Source organism: Consotaella salsifontis, assembly GCF_900167365.1.
In the GTDB taxonomy this organism is placed as follows: domain Bacteria; phylum Pseudomonadota; class Alphaproteobacteria; order Rhizobiales; family Rhizobiaceae; genus Consotaella; species Consotaella salsifontis.
This window is the reverse complement of sequence record NZ_FUXL01000002.1, coordinates 211,003-229,185: the sequence shown is the minus strand read 5'-3', so window position 1 is coordinate 229,185 and position 18,183 is coordinate 211,003. Positions and strand designations below refer to the sequence as shown.

General features: G+C 65.5%; 16 protein-coding genes. 13 read left to right on the top strand and 3 right to left on the bottom strand.

Translation table 11 applies throughout. From position 1 onward, the window contains the following. The first annotated feature begins 86 nt into the window (after positions 1 to 86). Entirely contained in the window at positions 87 to 704 is a 618-nt protein-coding gene (locus tag B5D38_RS03195; RefSeq protein WP_078706913.1) for a nucleotidyltransferase family protein, read from the top strand. Here the strand turns inward: B5D38_RS03195 and B5D38_RS03190 are convergent. Then, positions 687 to 1,610 carry a DMT family transporter gene (locus tag B5D38_RS03190; RefSeq protein ID WP_078707102.1) on the bottom strand — a complete coding sequence of 308 codons (924 nt, stop codon included), beginning with the start codon at positions 1,608 to 1,610 and terminating at the stop codon, positions 687 to 689. The two genes, B5D38_RS03195 and B5D38_RS03190, sit on opposite strands and share 18 nt — an antisense overlap. 115 nt (positions 1,611 to 1,725) lie before the next feature. Between B5D38_RS03190 and B5D38_RS03185 the strand changes: the two genes are divergently transcribed. Further along, the gene (locus B5D38_RS03185; RefSeq protein ID WP_078706912.1) at positions 1,726 to 2,592 is read left to right on the top strand and encodes a LysR family transcriptional regulator; all 867 of its coding nucleotides are present in this window, start codon (positions 1,726 to 1,728) and stop codon (positions 2,590 to 2,592) included. 38 nt (positions 2,593 to 2,630) lie between these two features. Here the strand turns inward: B5D38_RS03185 and B5D38_RS03180 are convergent, their stop codons facing one another. Beyond that, positions 2,631 to 3,683 carry a LacI family transcriptional regulator gene (locus tag B5D38_RS03180; protein ID WP_425349311.1) on the bottom strand — a complete coding sequence of 351 codons (1,053 nt, stop codon included), beginning with the start codon at positions 3,681 to 3,683 and terminating at the stop codon, positions 2,631 to 2,633. A 223-nt stretch (positions 3,684 to 3,906) separates the two neighbouring features. Between B5D38_RS03180 and B5D38_RS03175 the strand changes: the two genes are divergently transcribed. The 4 genes from B5D38_RS03175 to B5D38_RS03160 all read left to right on the top strand — a co-directional run bounded on the left by B5D38_RS03175 (position 3,907) and on the right by B5D38_RS03160 (position 8,192). Continuing rightward, positions 3,907 to 5,169, top strand: coding sequence for an ABC transporter substrate-binding protein (locus B5D38_RS03175; protein ID WP_078706910.1), 1,263 nt, complete (start codon positions 3,907 to 3,909; stop codon positions 5,167 to 5,169). A gap of 100 nt (positions 5,170 to 5,269) precedes the next feature. Then, positions 5,270 to 6,196 carry a carbohydrate ABC transporter permease gene (locus tag B5D38_RS03170; RefSeq protein ID WP_078706909.1) on the top strand — a complete coding sequence of 309 codons (927 nt, stop codon included), beginning with the start codon at positions 5,270 to 5,272 and terminating at the stop codon, positions 6,194 to 6,196. Further along, positions 6,186 to 7,067, top strand: coding sequence for a carbohydrate ABC transporter permease (locus tag B5D38_RS03165; RefSeq protein WP_078706908.1), 882 nt, complete (start codon positions 6,186 to 6,188; stop codon positions 7,065 to 7,067). The genes B5D38_RS03170 and B5D38_RS03165 overlap by 11 nt, the downstream gene beginning before the upstream one ends. A gap of 9 nt (positions 7,068 to 7,076) precedes the next feature. Further along, positions 7,077 to 8,192 carry an ABC transporter ATP-binding protein gene (locus B5D38_RS03160; RefSeq protein WP_078706907.1) on the top strand — a complete coding sequence of 372 codons (1,116 nt, stop codon included), beginning with the start codon at positions 7,077 to 7,079 and terminating at the stop codon, positions 8,190 to 8,192. 61 nt (positions 8,193 to 8,253) lie between these two features. Here B5D38_RS03160 and B5D38_RS03155 read toward each other — a convergent pair whose 3' ends face one another. Beyond that, complete coding sequence (locus tag B5D38_RS03155; RefSeq protein WP_165690774.1) at positions 8,254 to 9,318, bottom strand: LacI family DNA-binding transcriptional regulator; 1,065 nt, start codon at positions 9,316 to 9,318, stop codon at positions 8,254 to 8,256. 90 nt (positions 9,319 to 9,408) lie between these two features. Between B5D38_RS03155 and B5D38_RS03150 the strand changes: the two genes are divergently transcribed. The 7 genes from B5D38_RS03150 (at position 9,409) to B5D38_RS03120 (ending at position 18,183) form a co-directional block, all read left to right on the top strand. Further along, on the top strand, positions 9,409 to 10,653 hold the full coding sequence (locus tag B5D38_RS03150; protein WP_078706905.1) for an ABC transporter substrate-binding protein: 1,245 nt from the start codon (positions 9,409 to 9,411) through the stop codon (positions 10,651 to 10,653). A 108-nt stretch (positions 10,654 to 10,761) separates the two neighbouring features. Next, positions 10,762 to 11,625, top strand: coding sequence for a carbohydrate ABC transporter permease (locus B5D38_RS03145; RefSeq protein ID WP_245318764.1), 864 nt, complete (start codon positions 10,762 to 10,764; stop codon positions 11,623 to 11,625). Continuing rightward, entirely contained in the window at positions 11,622 to 12,563 is a 942-nt protein-coding gene (locus B5D38_RS03140) for a carbohydrate ABC transporter permease (RefSeq protein ID WP_078706904.1), read from the top strand. The genes B5D38_RS03145 and B5D38_RS03140 overlap by 4 nt, the downstream gene beginning before the upstream one ends. 26 nt (positions 12,564 to 12,589) lie before the next feature. After that, positions 12,590 to 13,675, top strand: a complete 1,086-nt coding sequence (locus tag B5D38_RS03135; protein WP_078707100.1) for an ABC transporter ATP-binding protein — start codon at positions 12,590 to 12,592, stop codon at positions 13,673 to 13,675. A 26-nt stretch (positions 13,676 to 13,701) separates the two neighbouring features. Then, on the top strand, positions 13,702 to 14,463 hold the full coding sequence (locus tag B5D38_RS03130; RefSeq protein ID WP_078706903.1) for a sugar phosphate isomerase/epimerase family protein: 762 nt from the start codon (positions 13,702 to 13,704) through the stop codon (positions 14,461 to 14,463). Positions 14,464 to 14,476: 13 nt separating this feature from the next. Beyond that, a complete protein-coding gene (locus tag B5D38_RS03125) occupies positions 14,477 to 15,619 on the top strand; it encodes a Gfo/Idh/MocA family protein (RefSeq protein ID WP_078706902.1) in 1,143 nt (380 codons plus the stop codon). Between the two features lie 44 nt (positions 15,620 to 15,663). Beyond that, entirely contained in the window at positions 15,664 to 18,183 is a 2,520-nt protein-coding gene (locus tag B5D38_RS03120) for a beta-glucosidase (RefSeq protein WP_078706901.1), read from the top strand.

Genomic DNA, 18,183 nt, shown 5'->3' with positions numbered 1-18,183 from the left:
GGCCGGCTTATAGCAGCTCGGGCGGCAACCGGCAGCGCCGAGGACGCATTCCAGTTCTCCAAAACCCGTGACGCAAGGAGCGCCGATTGACCGAAAGCCCGCCAAGGATCGCCGCGCTGGTGCTCGCCGCCGGCCTGTCGCGCCGCATGGGGGAGAACAAGCTGCTGGCGCGGGTGGAGGGGCGCCCGCTGGTGCGCCGCGTCGTCGATCGGGTGGTGGTGGCCGGATTGGGCGAAGTGATCGTCGTCGTCGGCCATCAGGCGGGCGAGGTGCGCCAGGCGCTGGACGGGCTTCCGGTCCGCTTCGTCGAGAACTCGCACCATGCTCTCGGCCTGTCCACCTCGCTGCGGGCCGGCATCGCCGCCCTCGGGGCCGATGTGGATGGCGCGCTGGTCTGCCTTGGCGACATGCCGGATATCGATGCCGGGCTGATCGCCCGGCTGGTCGCGGCCTTCGCGCCGGAGGAGGGAAGGGCCGCCGTCGCGCCCGTCCGGAACGGCCGGCGCGGCCATCCCGTGCTCTGGGGGAGGCGCTTCTTTCCCGAGCTGCTGACGCTTTCGGGCGATGTCGGCGCGCGCGAGCTTTTCCAGCGCCATCGCGGCGCCATCGCCGAGGTGACGGTGGAGAGCGACGGCATCTTCACCGATCTCGACACGCCCGCCGACCTCGCCGCATGGCGCAGCCGCTCAGGCGATCTGCTTTGATCGGGTGAACCGGCCGCTGGCCAGAAGGACGCCGAAGATGGCGATCGCGACGCCGAGCACCTGGCTCCAGTCGGGGATGCGCCCGAAGGCGGCCGCGACGACGAGCGCGGAAACGGGCACGAGGTTGAAGAGCACCGATGTCGCCGCCGGGCCGCGCGCGGCGATGCCGATCTGCCAGAAGATATAGGCGAGGACGGAGCCGATGAGGGCCATGTGAAGGATTGCCGTCCAGCCGACGGCCGATATCCTCGTCAGGGCGGCGAACGGCGTCTCGACAGCGAAGGCGGCGATGACCATGGAGATGGCGCCGAAGACCATGGTCCAGGTCGAGGTTTCCATCGGGCTGGCATCGATCACCCAGCGGCGGCAGCCAATGGTGTAGAGCGCCCAGGCGAGGCTTCCCAGGGCGATGAGAAGATCGCCGCGGGCAAAATGCGCGCCTGAGAACGCACCGACCGTCAGGGCGACGCCGAAGAGGCCGATTGCCATGCCCGCGAGAGCGATCCCCGCCGGCATTCGCCGCCTGATGGCCGAATCGATGAGGGTCGTGGTCAGCGGGCTCGTTCCCATGATGAGCGCCGCCGTGACCGGGCTCGACGTCTGCATGCCGACGAAGAGCGCGGCGTTGAAACCGCCGACGCCCACGATGCCGAGAACGATGAACTGCAAGAGGTTGCGGCGAAGAACGGGGAGGCGGATGCGCTCGGTAAGCGCCAGCCACAGAAGGATCGCGGCCGCCGCGATGACGAAGCGCGTCGCCCCCGCCGTCCAGGGCGAAAGCTCCGACAGGACAATACGCGTCGCTTCGAAATTCGTGCCCCAGAAGATCGCGGCAAGCGCGCTGGCGAGAAGTGCCGCGTTGCCCGCGTGGGCTCCGGCGGGTTGTGACAGGGAGACTGAAGACATGGAGAACCTTGGCGTCTGCGAAAGAAGGATGCTGCGATCCTGCCCTTCCGAATCATGATGGAATAGCGCAAACTTTGGAGAGCGGATTTCCGAAAATGGAAAAAGGAAAGCTCCCATGGCGCGGCTGAATTGGGACGATGCCCGCGTCTTCCTGGCGCTGGCGCGGGACGGAACCCTCACCGGGGCCGCGAAACAGCTGAACGCCGGCGTGGCCACTGTCTCCCGCCGGATCGAGCGGCTCGAAGCGGCGATCGGCATGCCGCTCTTCCTGCGCCATCAGAGCGGCTATCGTCTGTCAGACCAGGGCGCGGCCATGCTGCCTCGCGCCGAGGCGGTCGAGCTCGCCATGCGGGAAATGCGGCTGGAGGTCGACAGGCAAACCGGCATCTCCGGGCTTGTCCGCCTCGCCAGCGTCGAGAGCCTAGTGACGCCCCTGGTGGTGCCGGCGCTGGCGCCTTTGCTCGGGGCCAATCCGGGTCTCGACGTCGAGATCCTGTTCAACGTCGTGACGGTCAATCTCCAGCGGCGCGACGCCGATCTGGCGCTCCGGATGGTGCAGCCGCAACGCGGGCACCTCAAGGTGCGCCAGTTGGCGTCAATGGGCTTCGGTCTCTATGGCCCGCCCGAAGGAACGCGGCCGCAGCGTCTCGTCACCTGGCCTGATCAGGATGCCCTCGCTGTCGTGCTCGCCTGGTCCCAAGCCTTTGGCGAAGGCGATGCTCCCCGGTTTGCGGTCAACACGGTCGCCGGCCAGATCGAAGCGGTGCGCCTTGGCGTCGGTGTGGCGGTGCTTCCGCACATCCTCGCGCGCGCAGCGGGGCTGAGGTTGCTGACGGACCGTCTGCCGGACGGGGAGGCGATGCAGCGGCCCATCTATCTGGTGAGCCATGCCGACATCGCCGCCTCGCAGCGCGTCCTTGCGGTTGCGGAGACCGTGTCTCGTGCCGTCATCGCCCACCGGGCGGCTCTCGCCAGGCCCTGAGGCAGGCGGCTTTGGCGCCCGTGATACCGTTGCGCCGGTCAACCATCGACGTAGGAAAGGCGCGGCGGCTGGAGAAAATGGGCGTCGCGCCGGGCGGAATCGGTAATGACCCCCAGCAGAAGTTCGCCCATCCTCTCGCCGGCCTCCTCCAGGTCCTCGACGATGACGTCCACCTGCGGGCGCACCTGCGAGAACACCGGCGACGTCTGCTTGACGACGAGATGAACGTCGCGACCGACCGTCCGGCCGGCGTCCGTCAATCCCGCCATCACGGCAAGGCCGGAAACCTCGCCGCCGCACACGAAGCCGTCGACCGGCTCGTTGCCTCCGGCGCGCTCGAAGGCATAGGCGCGGATCTGCTCGGCGGGGCTGTCGAGGTCGATGCCGTCGGGAATCTCGAAGGCGACGCCAGTTTCACGCACGGCCGTCATGAAGCCGTGGCGCATGTGCTGGCAGAAGGTGAATTGGCGCGACGGCGCGATCATCGCGATACGCCCACTGCCCCGCGCGATGAGGCGGCGCACCGCCTCAAGGGCAAAGCTCCCATTGTCGAAATCGACGAAGGGATGGGGGAAGGTGAATTCGGTGCGCCCATGGCTGACGAAGGGCACGTCCTGCTCGGCGAGCAGGCGGATGCGCTCGTCGAACGGCTCGGTGTGGGTGAAGATGATGCCGTCCGCCATGCGGTTGCGCACGAGATGGCTGACCGGATCGAGCGGCGGCTCACCCTGGAAATGCGGCGTGATGATGAGGTGGTAGGGCGTGGCGCGGAACGCCCTCGTCAGGCCGCGAATGAGCGAGATGCCGAAGCCGAGAATCTCGTCATGGGGATCGAGCACGAGGCTGACGACGTAGGTGCGCCCGGTCCGCAGCCGGAGCGCGGCGCGGTCCGGCAGATAGCCTATTTCCGAAGCGAGCGATTTGACGCGCAGCCGCGTCTTTTCCGCGATATCGGGATCGTCATGAAGCGCCCTCGAAACGGTCGTGACCGCGAGGCCTGCAAGATCGGCGATGGTCTTGAGCGTGGGCTTGCCCGAAACCTCGGGTTGCGCCGCGAGCCGCGCCTTGCGCGGCCGTCCCCGCTGAGGCACGGCTTGCATCTCCTTCATCCAAGGCAGCGTGTTCTAAAACGTTGCAGAAATCAACAGCGAGAGACTCCGGGCGGACTTGGTGCCGTTTACGCGGCAAAAGCCCCTTGAAATGGCCAAGAATTATCGGGATCACAATCGGTCTTTCCACCTTGACGAGTGGTCATTTGTATCGTTGTAATAATGATTAGCGGCCTGGAGGGGCCGCCACATTCGGGAGGTATTCATGTTTCGTCGATTTGCGACGGCGCTCGCCGCGAGCGCCGGACTGGTTGCGCTTGCCACAGGCGCGGCCTCGGCTCAGGATTCCGGGCAGAGCGTCGAGGTGCTGCATTGGTGGACGGCCGGCAGCGAGGCTGCCGCGCTGAACGTCCTGAAGCAGAACCTCGAAAAGGAAGGCGTGACCTGGAAGGACATGCCGGTGGCCGGCGGCGCCGGCACGGAGGCGATGACGGTGCTGCGGGCCCGCGTCACCTCGGGCAATGCGCCGACGGCCGTGCAGCTTCTGGGCTTCGACGTCACCGACTGGGCGAAGCAGGGCGTTCTGGCCAACCTCGATCCCGTCGCCGAGGAGGAGAAGTGGGGCGAGGTCATTCCTGAGGCGCTTCAGAGCTTCGCCAAGTATGATGGCCACTGGATCGCCGCGCCGGTGAACATCCACTCCACCAACTGGATCTGGATCAACAAGGCGGCGTTCGACAAGGCCGGCGGCAAGCAGCCGACCAATTGGGACGAATTCATCGCGCTCCTCGACAAGATGAAGGAGCAGGGCATCACGCCGTTGGCCTATGGCGGGCAGGCCTGGCAGGACACGACGGTGTTCGAGAACGTGGTGCTGTCGACGGGCGGCCCCGACTTCTACAAGAAGGCGATCCTCGATCTCGATTCCGAGGCGCTCGGCTCCGACACGATGAAGACCGTCTTCGAGCGGATGACGCAGCTGCGCGGTTATGTCGACGACAACTTCTCGGGACGTGACTGGAACCTCGCCACGGCGAAGGTGATCGATGGCTCGGCGGGCCTCCAGATCATGGGCGACTGGGCCAAGGGCGAATTCCGCAACGCCGACAAGAAGGCGGGCGAGGACTTCGTCTGCTTCCGCTTCCCAGGCACGCAGGGAGACGTCACCTTCAACTCCGACATGTTCGCCATGTTCGACCAGAAATCGAACGTCGAGGCACAAAGGAAACTCGCCTCGGCCATCGAGGACCCGTCCTTCCAGATCGCATTCAACAAGGTGAAGGGCTCGGTCCCCGCGCGGACGGACATCCCCGCCGATGAGTTCGATCCTTGCGGTCAGAAGGGCATGAAGGACGTCAAGGAAGCGAGCGCCAACGGCACGCTGATGGGTTCTCTGGCCCATGGCTACGCCGCGCCGGCCGGCGTCAAGAACGCCTTCTTCGACGTCGTCACCGCCGAGTTCAACGGCCAGTATGATGCCTCTGAGGCCGTGGAGCAGCTGGTGAACGCGGTCGAAGGCGCCAAGTGAGCCATCCGGCCTGATCCGTGGCTTCCGGCCCATGGCCGGAAGCCGTTTTCGCCAGCCGACCGCTTGTTCGGTCGGCTGGCCGCAGGGCAGGAGAGCGACCATGTCGACCATTGCACAAGCCAGCGTGCCGCCCGCCCGCGCCAGCGGCGCGCGCGCCCGCCTTCAGAACTGGCTGCCGCGCCTGGTGCTGGCGCCGAGCTTCGCCGCGATCCTTGTCTTCGTCTACGGCTTCATTCTCTTCACGGTCTACCTGTCCTTCACCGACTCGACGATCCTGCCGCGTTACGGGCTCGTCGGCTGGGCGAACTACGAGCGTCTCTGGCGGTTGCCCAACTGGTGGATCGCGCTTGAGAACCTCGCCATCTTCGGCGCGCTCTATATCGGCATCTGCGTCGTCATCGGGCTTTTCCTTGCCATCCTGCTCGACCAGAAGATCCGGGGCGAGGGGGTGTTGCGGCCGATCTATCTCTACCCGATGGCGCTCTCCTTCATCGTCACCGGCACGGCGTGGAAGTGGTTTCTCGACCCCGGCATCGGCCTTGAGCAGGTGATGCATCATTGGGGCTGGACGTCCTTCCATTTCACCTGGATCAAGGACACTGAGATGGCGATCTATTGCGTCGTCATCGCCGCCGTGTGGCAGTCCTCGGGCTTCGTAATGGCGATGTTTCTCGCGGGGCTGCGCGGCATCGACAACGAAATCCTGAGGGCGGCGCAGATCGATGGCGCTTCCACTTTCCAGATCTATCGGCGGATCGTCATTCCGCAGCTTCGGCCGGCCTTCCTCTCGGCCTTCGTCGTGCTCGCCCACCTCGCCATCAAGTCCTACGACCTCGTGGTGGCTCTCACCAATGCCGGGCCTGGGCGGGCGACCGAGCTGCCGGCGACCTTCATGTATTCCTACACCTTCGCGCGTAATTCCATGGGCGTCGGCGCGGCGTCCGCCGTGATCATGCTGATGATGATCGCCTCGGTGATCGTGCCGTACGTCTATGCCGAGATCCGGGGAGGCGGCAATGAGCGCTGAGGCCGGCACCACCGGCGCGCGCCAATCGCGCCTTTCCCGCGCGCTGCTTTACGCGCTTCTCATCGTCTTCGCGGTCTATTACCTGCTGCCGCTCTTCGTCATGCTGGTGAACTCGGTAAAGCCGCTGTCGGAGATCCGCGGCGGCAACATGCTGGCCCTGCCGCACGAATTCACCACCGCGCCCTGGAAAAGCGCCTGGAATGAGGCGCAGATCGGCGTCTCTGCGACGGGCCTCGCGCCCTATTTCATCAACTCGATCCTGATGGTCGTGCCGGCCGTGGCGATCTCGCTGATCGTCGGCGCGCTCAATGGCTATGTCCTGACGAAATGGCGCTTTCCCGGCGCGAACGTCGTCTTCTCTCTGCTGCTTCTCTCCTGCTTCATCCCGTTCCAGATCGTGCTTATTCCGATGGCGCGCATCCTGGGAATAATCGGCCTCGCCGGCAGCATATCCGGCCTCGTCCTCGTCCACGTCGTCTACGGCATCGGCTTCACGACGCTGTTCTTCCGCAACTACTACGAGGCGTTCCCGACGGAGCTGATCCGCGCGGCGCAGATCGACGGCGCCGGCTTCTGGCGCATCTTCACGCGCATTCTTCTGCCGAGCTCGGGGCCGATCGTCGTCGTCACCATCATCTGGCAGTTCACCAACATCTGGAATGACTTCCTGTTCGGCGCTTCGTTCTCCGGCTTCGATTCGATGCCGATGACGGTGGCGCTCAACAACCTCGTCAGCTCGTCGACGGGGGTCAAGGAATACAACGTTCATTTCGCCGGAGCGATCATCGCGGCTCTGCCGACCCTGGTCGTCTATATCGTCTCCGGCCGGTACTTCGTTCGCGGCCTGATGGCCGGCGCGGTCAAGGGTTAGGAGGTCGTCATGGCATTTCTTGAGATCGTCGACCTCGAAAAGTCCTTCGGCAATGTCCGCGTGCTGAAGGGCATCAATCTGGAAGTGGAGGAGGGGGATTTCCTGGTGCTGGTCGGCCCGTCGGGCTGCGGCAAATCCACCCTGCTCAACACCATCGCCGGGCTGGAGCCGATCAGCGGCGGCGAGATCCGCATCAACGGCCGCGTCGTCAATGACCTTGCGCCCGCCAAGCGCGACATCGCCATGGTGTTCCAGTCCTACGCGCTCTATCCCAACATGACGGTGGCCGGGAACATCGCCTTCGGCATGGAGATGCGCGGCATTCCCAAGGCCGAGCGCGACCGCAAGGTGGCCGAGGTCGCCAAGATGTTGCAGATCGACCATCTGCTGGATCGCCGGCCATCGCGCCTGTCGGGCGGTCAGCGCCAGCGCGTCGCCATGGGACGCGCGCTGGTTCGCGATCCGCAGGTCTTCCTGTTCGACGAGCCGCTATCGAACCTCGATGCCAAGCTGCGGGTGGAGATGCGCACCGAGATCAAGCGCCTGCACTCCTCCATGGGCACCACCATCGTCTATGTCACTCACGATCAGGTGGAGGCAATGACGCTGGCGACCAAGATCGCTGTTCTGAAGGATGGCGTCCTCCAGCAGTTCGGGACGCCCGACGAGGTCTATAACGATCCCGCCAATATCTTCGTCGCGGATTTCATGGGCTCGCCGGCGATGAACCTCATTCCGGCGCGCGTCGATGCCGGAGCCGCGGAGCCGATGCTCGTCCTCGATCGTGGCAGTGAGGAGCCGCTTCGGCTTCCGCTCAACGGCGCCGCGCCCAAGCTGGCGAATGCCGTCGGAGGGGACATCTTCTTTGGCATCCGCCCCGAGGCGCTGACCGATCCCGACAGCGCCGACCGCACCGCAAGTCACGTCGCGCACGGCGAGTGTACGATCGAGGTGGTGGAGCCGACGGGGTCAGACACCTTCGCGATCACACGGCTCGGCGGCAAACCGGTTGTCGCCCGCCTGCGCGCCGACGCGAGGGTGAGGGCGGGGGAGCCGATGCGCCTTGCCTTCAACCTCGACAAGACGGTGTTCTTCGACGCCAAAACCGAGCAGCGCATCGCCTGAAGCGTGGGCTTTGCGACGTGCTCACACGTTCAAGGACGTCGCCCCATCCGCTTTGATCTCATCAATCTCGTTGCCCCGCCGGCGGCGCGGCGGTGCTGCCGCGCACCTTGAGATCAACGTCGAGGAACGACCGGTTCTGGGCGTCGAGATCGACCGAGGGCGGGACGCCTGAGATCATCTCGACGAGGAGCTTTGCCGCAGTCGCCCCCAGCTCGAAGCGCGGTTGGGCGATGGTTGTCAGGGCCGGCTCGCAATAGTCGGCGAACTCGATGCCGTCGAAGCCGATCAGCGACAGGTCGCCGGGGATGGTGAGGCCGGCCGAACGTATCGTCTTCATGAAGGCGACGGCGCACTCGTCGTTGCTGCAGATAACGGCCGAAGGGCGGTCGGCCAACGCCAGATAAGCCTCGGCGCCGCGATGGCCGGCCTCGAACACGTAGTCGCCCGGGCACTCCACCAGCGCCTCGGGATAGAGCCCGGCCGCCGTCAGCTCCGCGACGATGCCGCGATGGCGGGCCGTCTCGTTGTAGTTGCCGGCGGGACCAGTCACGTAGAAAATTCGTCGATGGCCCAGCTCCAGGAGGTGGCGCGCCTGGCTGCGGGCCGCTGCCTCGTCGTCGATGAGCACCGCCGGCATCCCCTTCACGCCCGGATCGGCACATAGGGCGACAGCCGGCAGGCCGCCGTCGAGGATCGATCGTCCGTTGACCTGGGGCAGCTTGCCGGAGGTCGTCATCAGCCCCGCGAGATGGCCCGAGGTGGCGAGCTCGATAAGCCGCAGGTCACGGTCCTCCCCCTCCATATAGCCGGTGATGAGGACATAGCCGGCCTCCACGAGCGTGACGTCGACGCCGCGCAGGACCTCCGAGAAGAAAGGGGGATTGGATCGGCGCGGCACGACGACGAGGATCATCCGCGACGAGCCGACCCGCAGCTGCCGCGCCAGCGTGTTGGGCGTGTAGCCGAGCTCGTCGATCGCCGCGAGGACCCTGCGCCTCGTCCCCTCGCTGAGCTTTTCCGGCGCGGAGACGGCGCGGCTGACGGTTGCAACGGAAACGCCGGCGGCCCGCGCCACGTCGCTGATGCGGGCACTGCGCCTTGCTGGAATCGAGCGTTTGTAGGTCAACCGAATTTCCGTGTTGTAATCGATTTCTTTCTCGCTTAGCATCTTGTAATCGATTTCATACGCCGCGTCACGATCCAACGGGAGGAGATCATGAAGCAATTTGCTGCACTCGTTTTGGCCGGGGCTGCCCTGTCAATCGTTTCAATACCTGCGGTTGCGCAGGATAAGCCGACCGCTGAGGTCATGCATTGGTGGACGTCTGGCGGGGAGGCCGCGGCCATCAAGGAATTCGCCAAGGCCTACGATGCCGCCGGCGGCGTGTGGAAGGACACGGCGACCGCGCTCGGCGAGAATTCCCGCGCTGCGGCCATCAACCGCATGGTCGGCGGCAATCCGCCGGCGGCGGCCCAGTTCAACACCGGCAAGCAGTTCGATGATCTCGTCGCCCAGGGGCTCGTGCGCTCCATCGACGATCTGTCCAAGGAGGAGGGGTGGCAGGCCGTCATGCCGCCATTCCTCTATGACGCGGCCAGCCGCGACGGCAAGCTCTACGCCCTGCCGATCAACGTCCACGGCCAGAACTGGATGTTCTATTCCAAGAAGGTGCTGAGCGATTCGGGCGTCGAATCTCTGCCGACGGGCTGGGATGCGCTGGTTCCCGCCTTGGAGAAGATCAGGGCCGCCGGTTTCATTCCGCTCGCCCAGGGCGGCCAGCCCTGGCAGGAGCGCCTTCTGTTCAGCGCCATTCTGCTCGGCAAGGGCGGCAAGGATCTCTACTTCAAGATCTATCGCGATCACGACGCGGAGGCGGCTCAGTCCGACGAGTTCCGTGGCGTGGTGGAAGCCTTCGGCGCCTTGCGCGGCTTCGTCGACCAAGGCTCACCCGGTCGCAACTGGAACGACGCGACGGCTCTCGTCCTCCAGGACAAGGCCGGCATGCAGCTCATGGGTGACTGGGCCGTTGGCGAGTTCCGCACGGCCGGAAAGGTGGCCGACAAGGATTATGGCTGCTCGATCGGTCTCAAGGGCGACACGCTGATCGTCGGCGGCGATGTCTTCGTCTTCCCGAAGACGGGCGACGAGGCGCAGGTCAAGGCACAGAACCTTTTGGCCAAGACCATGCTCGATCCCGCGACCCAGGTGAAGTTCAACCTTGCCAAGGGCTCGATGCCCATCCGCAACGATGTCGATACCGGCGAGTTCAATGCCTGCGCGCAAAAAGGCATGGCGCTCCTCAAGGACAAGGACAGTCAGGTGCCGGTGGTCGATATCATCATGAGCGCAAGCCTGCTCGGCGCGCTTGACGATGTGCTGACGCAGTACTGGCACAACCCGTCCGCCTCGGCTGACGACGTGGTTGAAGGCTTCGTCTCCGCCTTCGAGCTGGAGGAATAGCAAGGGCTTGATCGCCTGGCGGCCGGGCCTATGGGCGCGGCCGCTCCTTTCTTCCTTTCCTTCGCGATCAGAGGTGGCGCGATGACGACAAGGCCAAGACGGCTGCGCATGGCCACGTTCGTGGTTCTGCCGGCCTGGGCTCTGGTTCTGGCTGCCTATGTCGGAACGATGGTGTGGACGATGCAGATTTCGTTCACCGACTCCAAGCTGCTTCCTGTCGACACCTATGTTGGCTTCGACCAGTACGAGCGGCTGTTTTCCAGCACGCGGTGGCTTGTTTCACTCCAGAACGTCGCGATCTTCGGCGTACTTTTCATCGCCGGTTCTCTCGTTGTCGGATTTCTTCTCGCGGTCGCGCTGGATCAGCATGTCCGCTTCGAGAACACGCTGCGCACCATCTTTCTCTACCCCTACGCCATGTCCTTCATCGTCACCGGTCTGATCTGGCAATGGCTGATGAACCCCGGTCTCGGCATCCAGAAGGCGGTGCAGAATTGGGGCTGGGAGAGCTTTCGCTTCGATTGGGCGGTCAACCGCGAAATGGCCATCTATGCCGTCGTTATCGCCGGCATCTGGCAGGCCTCCGGCCTCGTCATGGCGCTGATGCTGGCGGGCCTGCGTGGCATTGACGCTGATCTGTGGAAGGCGACCCGCATCGAGGGCATTCCGCCTTGGCGCGTCTATCTTTTCATCATCGTGCCGATGCTGCGCCCGCTGATTATCACCGCCGTGGTGCTGCTCTCCATCGGCGTGGTCAAGGCTTTCGATCTCGTGGTGGCCCTGACCTCAGGCGGTCCTGGCATCGCCAGCGAGGTGCCGGCCAAGTTCATCATGGATTATCTCTTCACTCGTCAGAACATCGGCCTCGCGACGGCCGCCGCCACGGTGATGCTGATCACGGTCGCGTCCGTGCTAACGCCCTGGCTCTATTTCGAATATTTCCGCAAGGCGCGGCCAAGGGGGGCGGCATGAGCAGTCCCCGTCCAACGGTGGCCGCCGCCGCGCCTCTCGAGCGTCCGGCCAACCGGCAGAAAAGCGTCGAACGCGGGAGGAAGCCGAAGCGGCTGACGCCCGGCCGGATCGGTCTCTATGCCTTCATCGCGGTCGCCGCCGCCTTTTTCCTGCTGCCGGCGGTGATCATGATCTTCACGTCGCTGAAGAGCATGGACGAGATCCGCGACGGCTCGATCTTCGCACTGCCGCAGCATCTCGATTTTTCCGCCTGGATCGCCGCATGGTCGACCGCCTGCACGGGGCTTTCCTGCGATGGCATTCGCGTCGGCTTCTGGAATTCCATCAAGATCCTGGTGCCGAGCGTCGTCCTCTCCATCGCCGCCGGTTCCATCCTCGGCTACGCGCTGTCGTTCTGGCGGGTGAGGGGGGCGAACGTGCTCTTCGCCATCCTGCTCCTCGGCGCCTTCCTGCCCTATCAGATCTTCATCTATCCGATGGTGCGCGGCTTCTCGCTTCTCGGCATCTACAATTCGCTGGCCTGCATCGTCACCATCCACGTCATCTTCGGCCTGCCGGTGATGACGCTGATCTTCCGCAATTTCTACGCGGGCCTACCGCAGGAGTTGTTCAACGCCGCGCGCGTCGACGGGGGAGGGTTCTGGCGCATCTTCCTCTACGTCATCCTGCCCATGTCGACGCCGATCCTGATCGTCGCGGCGATCCTTCAGATCACCGGCATCTGGAACGACTTCATTCTCGGCCTCGTCTTCGCCGGCCGGGAGAACCTGCCGATGACGGTCCAGCTCAACAACGTCGTCAACACCACCTACGGCGAGCGCACCTACAACATGAACATGGCCGCGACCATTCTGACGGCCGCCGTTCCGCTCGTCGTCTATTTTGTGTCCGGCCGCTGGTTCGTCCGCGGCATAGCTGCGGGAGCCGTCAAGGGATGAGCCAGCCGACGCCTGCCAACGAGGTCATGGAGCCTGCCGTTTCGGTGCGCGACCTCGCCATCGCCTTTGCCTCGCACCGGGTGATCGACGAGCTCGATCTCGAAGTCCAGAAGGGCGAGTTTCTCGTCCTGTTGGGGCCGTCCGGCTGCGGCAAGTCAACCCTTCTCAACGCCATCGCCGGTCTTCTCGACGTCGCCGATGGCGAGGTCTGGATCTCGGGACGCAACGTCACCTGGGCCGAGCCCAAGGACCGGGGGATCGGCATGGTCTTCCAGTCCTATGCGCTCTACCCGCGCATGAGCGTTCGCCAGAACCTGTCCTTCGGCCTGAAGATCTCCGGGGTGCCAAAGACCGAGGTCGACGCCCGGGTCGACAAGGCGGCACAGCTCCTGAAGCTCGAGGAGTTGCTTCAGCGCCGGCCGGCGGAGCTTTCCGGCGGTCAGCGCCAGCGCGTCGCCATCGGCCGCGCCCTGGTGCGCAATGTCGACGTCTTCCTCTTCGACGAGCCGCTGTCGAACCTCGATGCCAAGCTGAGGAACGAGCTTCGAGTGGAGATCAAGAAGCTTCACCAGCGCCTCGGCAACACCATGATTTATGTGACGCACGATCAGGTGGAGGCGATGACCCTCGCCGACCGCGTCGCGGTGATGCGCGGCGGCACCATCCAGCAGCTCGCGCCACCCCAGGAGATCTACCGCCGCCCGGTCAATCTGTTTGTCGCGGGCTTCATCGGCTCACCCGCCATGAATTTCTTCGAGGGCGAGATCGTCGCGGGCGAGGGGCCTCGGCTCAAGGTCGGAGACGCAATGGTGGACCTGTCGCGCTATCCGTTCTCAACGAACGTTTCCCCCGGCCAGCGCGTCATCCTCGGCATCCGGCCGGAGCATCTGGCCGTTGGGCCGGCGGCGGTGGGCAGCGTCGAGGTGGAGAGCCAGGTCCACATCACCGAGCCGATGGGCGCCGACACCATCGTATGGGCGAGCTTCGCCGGCGAATCCATCACCATTCGCACCGATGGCGAGTTCAACGCTCGCCCGGGCGAGTCCATCGCCTTCCATTTCGATCCCGCGCGCGCCTCTCTCTTCGACGCGCAAACCCATCTGCGCCTCTAGACCGGCGCAACCTTGGAGGACTTTCCATGCCTCTCACCGATTCTCTCTCGTTCCAGCTCTACTCCGCGCGCAACGATGACACGGAGAAGACGCTCCAGATGCTCGCGGAAGCCGGCTACACCAATGTCGAGACCTTTGGCGCCAACTATGAGGACCCGTCCGGCTTTCGCGCGCTGCTCGACGGACATGGGCTGGGCGCCAAGAGCGGCCACTTCGCTCTCGCGATGGTGGAGGGCGAGCCCCAGCGCGTCATCGATATCTGCCGCACGCTCGGCATTGAGACGGTGGTCGTGCCATTCCTGCCTTTGGAGGAGCGGCCGACGGACGCCGCCGGATGGCAGGCGATCGGCGCCCGCCTCGCGGCGCTGAAGCCTCTTTATGGCAAGGAGGGGCTCGGGCTCGCCTGGCACAATCACGACTTCGAGTTCCAGGCGCTGGCCGATGGCTCCTATCCGATCGAGCACATCCTGGGCGAGGAGATCGATTGGGAAGCCGACGTCGCCTGGATGGAGCGTGCCGGGGCCTATTCCGAGAACTGGCTGAAGCATTTTTCCGGCCGCGTCGTCGCCGTCCACGTCAAGGATATCGCGCCCGAGGGCGAGAAGGCCGACGAGGATGGCTGGGCGGACGTTGGTACAGGCACGGTCGATTGGGATGCTCTTTGGCCGATCGCCGTCGAGGCCGGCGCCCGCCTCATGATCGCCGAGCACGACAAGCCCGCCGACGCGGCGCGCTTCGCGCGCGTAAGCATTGCCAAGATGAAGGCCCTGGCCGGCGCCGGCAACTGAGGAAATTTCCGTCATGGTCACTCGCATCGGCCTCGTCGGCTGTGGCAACATCTCCGACATCTACCTGACCAACGCCGCTCTCTTCCGCGACATCGACATCGTCGCCTGCGCCGACATGAAACCTGCGGCCGCAACTGCCAAGGCAGAGAAATACGGCATCTCTTCGGCGCCTGTCGGCGAGCTCCTAGACCGCGAGGATATCGACTGCATCCTCAACCTGACGGTTCCCGCCGCCCATGCGGACGTGTCGCTGGCCGCGCTGGATGCGGGCAAGCATGTCTACAGCGAGAAGCCGCTCGCCACCTCGCTGGCCGATGGCAAGGCGATCCTCGCTGCGGCCGACGCGCGGGGCCTTCGCGTCGGCTGCGCGCCCGATACCGTGCTCGGCGCCGGATGCCAGACCGCCCGCCGGATCATTGATGAGGGGATCATCGGAACGCCGCTCCTCGGCGTCGCCTCGGTGCTCTCCCACGGGATGGAGCACTGGCACCCCGACCCGACCTTCTTCTTCAAGCCGGGGGGCGGGCCGGTGTTCGACATGGGTCCCTATTACCTCACGACACTGGTGACGTTGCTGGGGCCTGTCGCCTCCGTCCAGGCCTCGGGCCAGATGGGCTTTGCCACCCGCAAGGTGACGACGCCCGGCTCGCCGCTCTTCGGCGAGGAGATCACCGTGGAGACGCTGACCAGCGTGCAGGCGCTCCTTGAATTCGAGTCCGGCGCGCAGATCACCTTCCTGGCGAGCTGGGACGTCTGGCGTCATGGGCTCCAGCCGCTCGAACTTCACGGCACGCTCGGCTCCATGCGCGTTCCCGATCCCAACTGGTTCGGCGGGACCATTGAGACGGCGGTGGAGCGCGGAGACTGGCAGGCGCAGAGCACGAGCGATCTCGTCTTCGGCGCGGCCAACTATCCGGCGGCGCAGCCCGCCCATGCCAACTACCGCGGGCTCGGGCTCGCAGACATGACGCGGGCCATCGCCGATGAGCGTCCGCACCGGGCCAGCGGCGCCCTCGGGCTTCATGTTCTTGCCGTGATGGCCGCGACGCTGGAAGCGGCCCTCTCCGGCTCCCGCATCCCCATTGCCGAGCGGTGCGAGCAATCCGCTCCGCTCGGCGAGAGCGAGGCTGCCGCGCTTCTTTCCTCCTCCTCCTGAAGATAGCTGCGGCAGCCTCCCGGTTTTATTTCGAAAGGTCCTCCATGAGCCGATTGAAGCAAGGGCCCATCGCCCATTCCCATGGTCTCGGCACGGCGGACGAGGCCGATCTTCGTCGAAAGATCGCCGGCCTTACCCTTGAAGAGAAAGTCCGCCTTTTGGCCGGCGCGGACAACTGGTCGATGCCCAGCGAACCGAAGATCGGGCTCAGGGCGGTGATCTTCTCCGATGGGCCGAACGGCGTGCGCGGCTTTGCCTGGGGGCATGAGGAAAATCTCTCGGCGCTGCTCCCGGCCGTCTCCAGCCTCGCCGCCACCTGGGACGAGGATCTGCTGGTTGCGGTCGGTCGGATGCTCGCGGCCGAGGCGCGCCGGAAGGGCGTCGATGTCCTCCTCGGCCCCGGCGTCAACCTCCAGCGCTCCCCGCTCGGCGGGCGCAACTTCGAGTATTTCAGCGAGGACCCGCTGCTCACCGCCCGGCTCGCGGTGGCTTATGTCGCGGGGCTTCAGGGCGAGGGTGTCGGCGCCTGCGTGAAGCACTTCGTGTGCAACGAAACCGAGACCGGGCGCATGTGCTACGATGTCTCCGTCGACGAGCGCACTCTGCGGGAAGCCTATCTCCTGCCTTTCGAGATGACGGTGAAGGCGGGCGCGGCGAGCGTCATGGCCGCCTATAACGGCCTCTCCGGCCAGACCATGACCGTCAATGGACGCCTCAACGACGGCGTGCTGAAGGGCGAGTGGGGTTTCGACGGCGCCCTCATTTCCGATTGGACGGCAACGCGCAACAAGCTTGGCGCGGTGCTCGGCGGGCTCGACCTCGCCATGCCGGGACCTGATCTGGATTATCGCCGCGTCATCGCCGTCAGCGTCGAAAGCGGCGAGGTGCCGCAAGAAGTGGTGGACGATCACCTCCTGCGCGTGTTGCGGCTGGCGGCCCGCGTTGGCGGCTTTTCCCGCGCCCCGGCCACGGGCCCCGAGCGGCCGCCGCGCGAGATGGCGCCGCTGCTGCGCGAATTGGCCGCGCGGTGCATGACGCTGCTGAAAAACGAGCCAGTCGCGGGCCAGCCGCTTCTGCCGCTCGGCTCTCCGCCGGCAAGCATCGCCCTGATCGGCCCCATGACGAACCGGCCGACACTTCAGGGCGGGGGATCGGCGTCGCTGACGCCGCCGATGACGATTTCGCCTGCCGAGGGACTTCGCGCCGCGCTGGGCGACAGCACGCGGATCGAGCTGGTGGAAGGCGTGACGGCGCATCGCCTGTTGCCCGATCTTCCACTCGATGCGACGCAGGACCCCGAGACAGGCGAGCCTGGCCTTCGGGTCAATTTCTATGCCGCCGATGGCTCCCTGCTCGAAAGCGAGCATCGGCGCACCAGCCGGCTTCTCTGGGCCGGCCACAGCGCCGGCGCGCTGCCCGCCGGCACGTCGCGGATCGAGGTTCGCGGGCGGTTGACGGCCGATGAATCGGGGGAACATCAGCTGGCCGTCGCCGGATGCGGCATGGTCGTCCTGCGCCTCAGGGATCAGGACGAGCACTCGATCGATCTCGACGGCGATAGCGAGAGCAATTTCGAATATGTCGTAAAACCTCACCAGGCCGTCGTTTCCTTTTCCGCGAAGGCGGGCGACACGATCGATATCGTCGCAAGCCGGGTCGTCGAGACGAGAGAGCTCGACATCTTCGTGCCGCTTGGCTTCGGCTATCGTGGTCCCGGCGCTGTGGAGGACGAGCGCATCCGCCAGGCCGCCGAGGCGGCGCGTCAGGCGGACGTTGCCATCGTCGTCGTCGGCAACACGGACCAGGAGGAGACCGAGGCTTTCGACCGACCCTCCCTGGACCTGCCCGGTCGACAGGACGAACTGGTCGAGGCGGTTCTCGCCGCCAATCCAAACACCATCATCGTGGTCAATGCGGCCTCGCCGGTGATCATGCCCTGGGCCGAGCGAGCGTCGGCGATCCTATGGAGCGGACTCGGCGGTCAGGAATACGGCGCGGCGCTCGCCGATGTGCTTCTTGGCAGGTCCGAGCCTTCCGGGCGTCTGGCTGCCAGCCTGCCCCGTCGCGTGGAAGACGTGCCGGTGCTGGAGACGTTGCCGGTGGCCGGCCGCCATGTCTATGCGGAAGGGCTGAAGCTCGGTTACCGCGGCTATGTCGCGGCCGGCAAGGCTCCGCTTTTCGCCTTCGGCCATGGGCTCGGCTACGGCGACTGGGAGTATGCGGACGCGGCGGCGGAACGGCACGATGGAGCCGATCCTGCTGATCTCGACGCCATCGGCGCAGTTGTGTCGGTCAGCCTCACCAATCGCGCGAGCCGCTCCTCGCGTGAGGTCGTGCAGATCTATGCCGACGCACCGCAGGGCGACAAGGAGGCGGCGCCCATCGCCCTGGTGGGATTTGCCGTGGTCACGGCGGGGCCGGGCGAAACCGTGCGCGTTGATCTGCCGATCCGGGCGCGACTGCTGGCGCGCTATGGCGCATCGGGATGGGAGATGCCGACGGGTCCACGCCGCCTCCAAGTCTCGCGTTCGGCGCAGGATCATCGCCTGACGCTCGATCTCTGA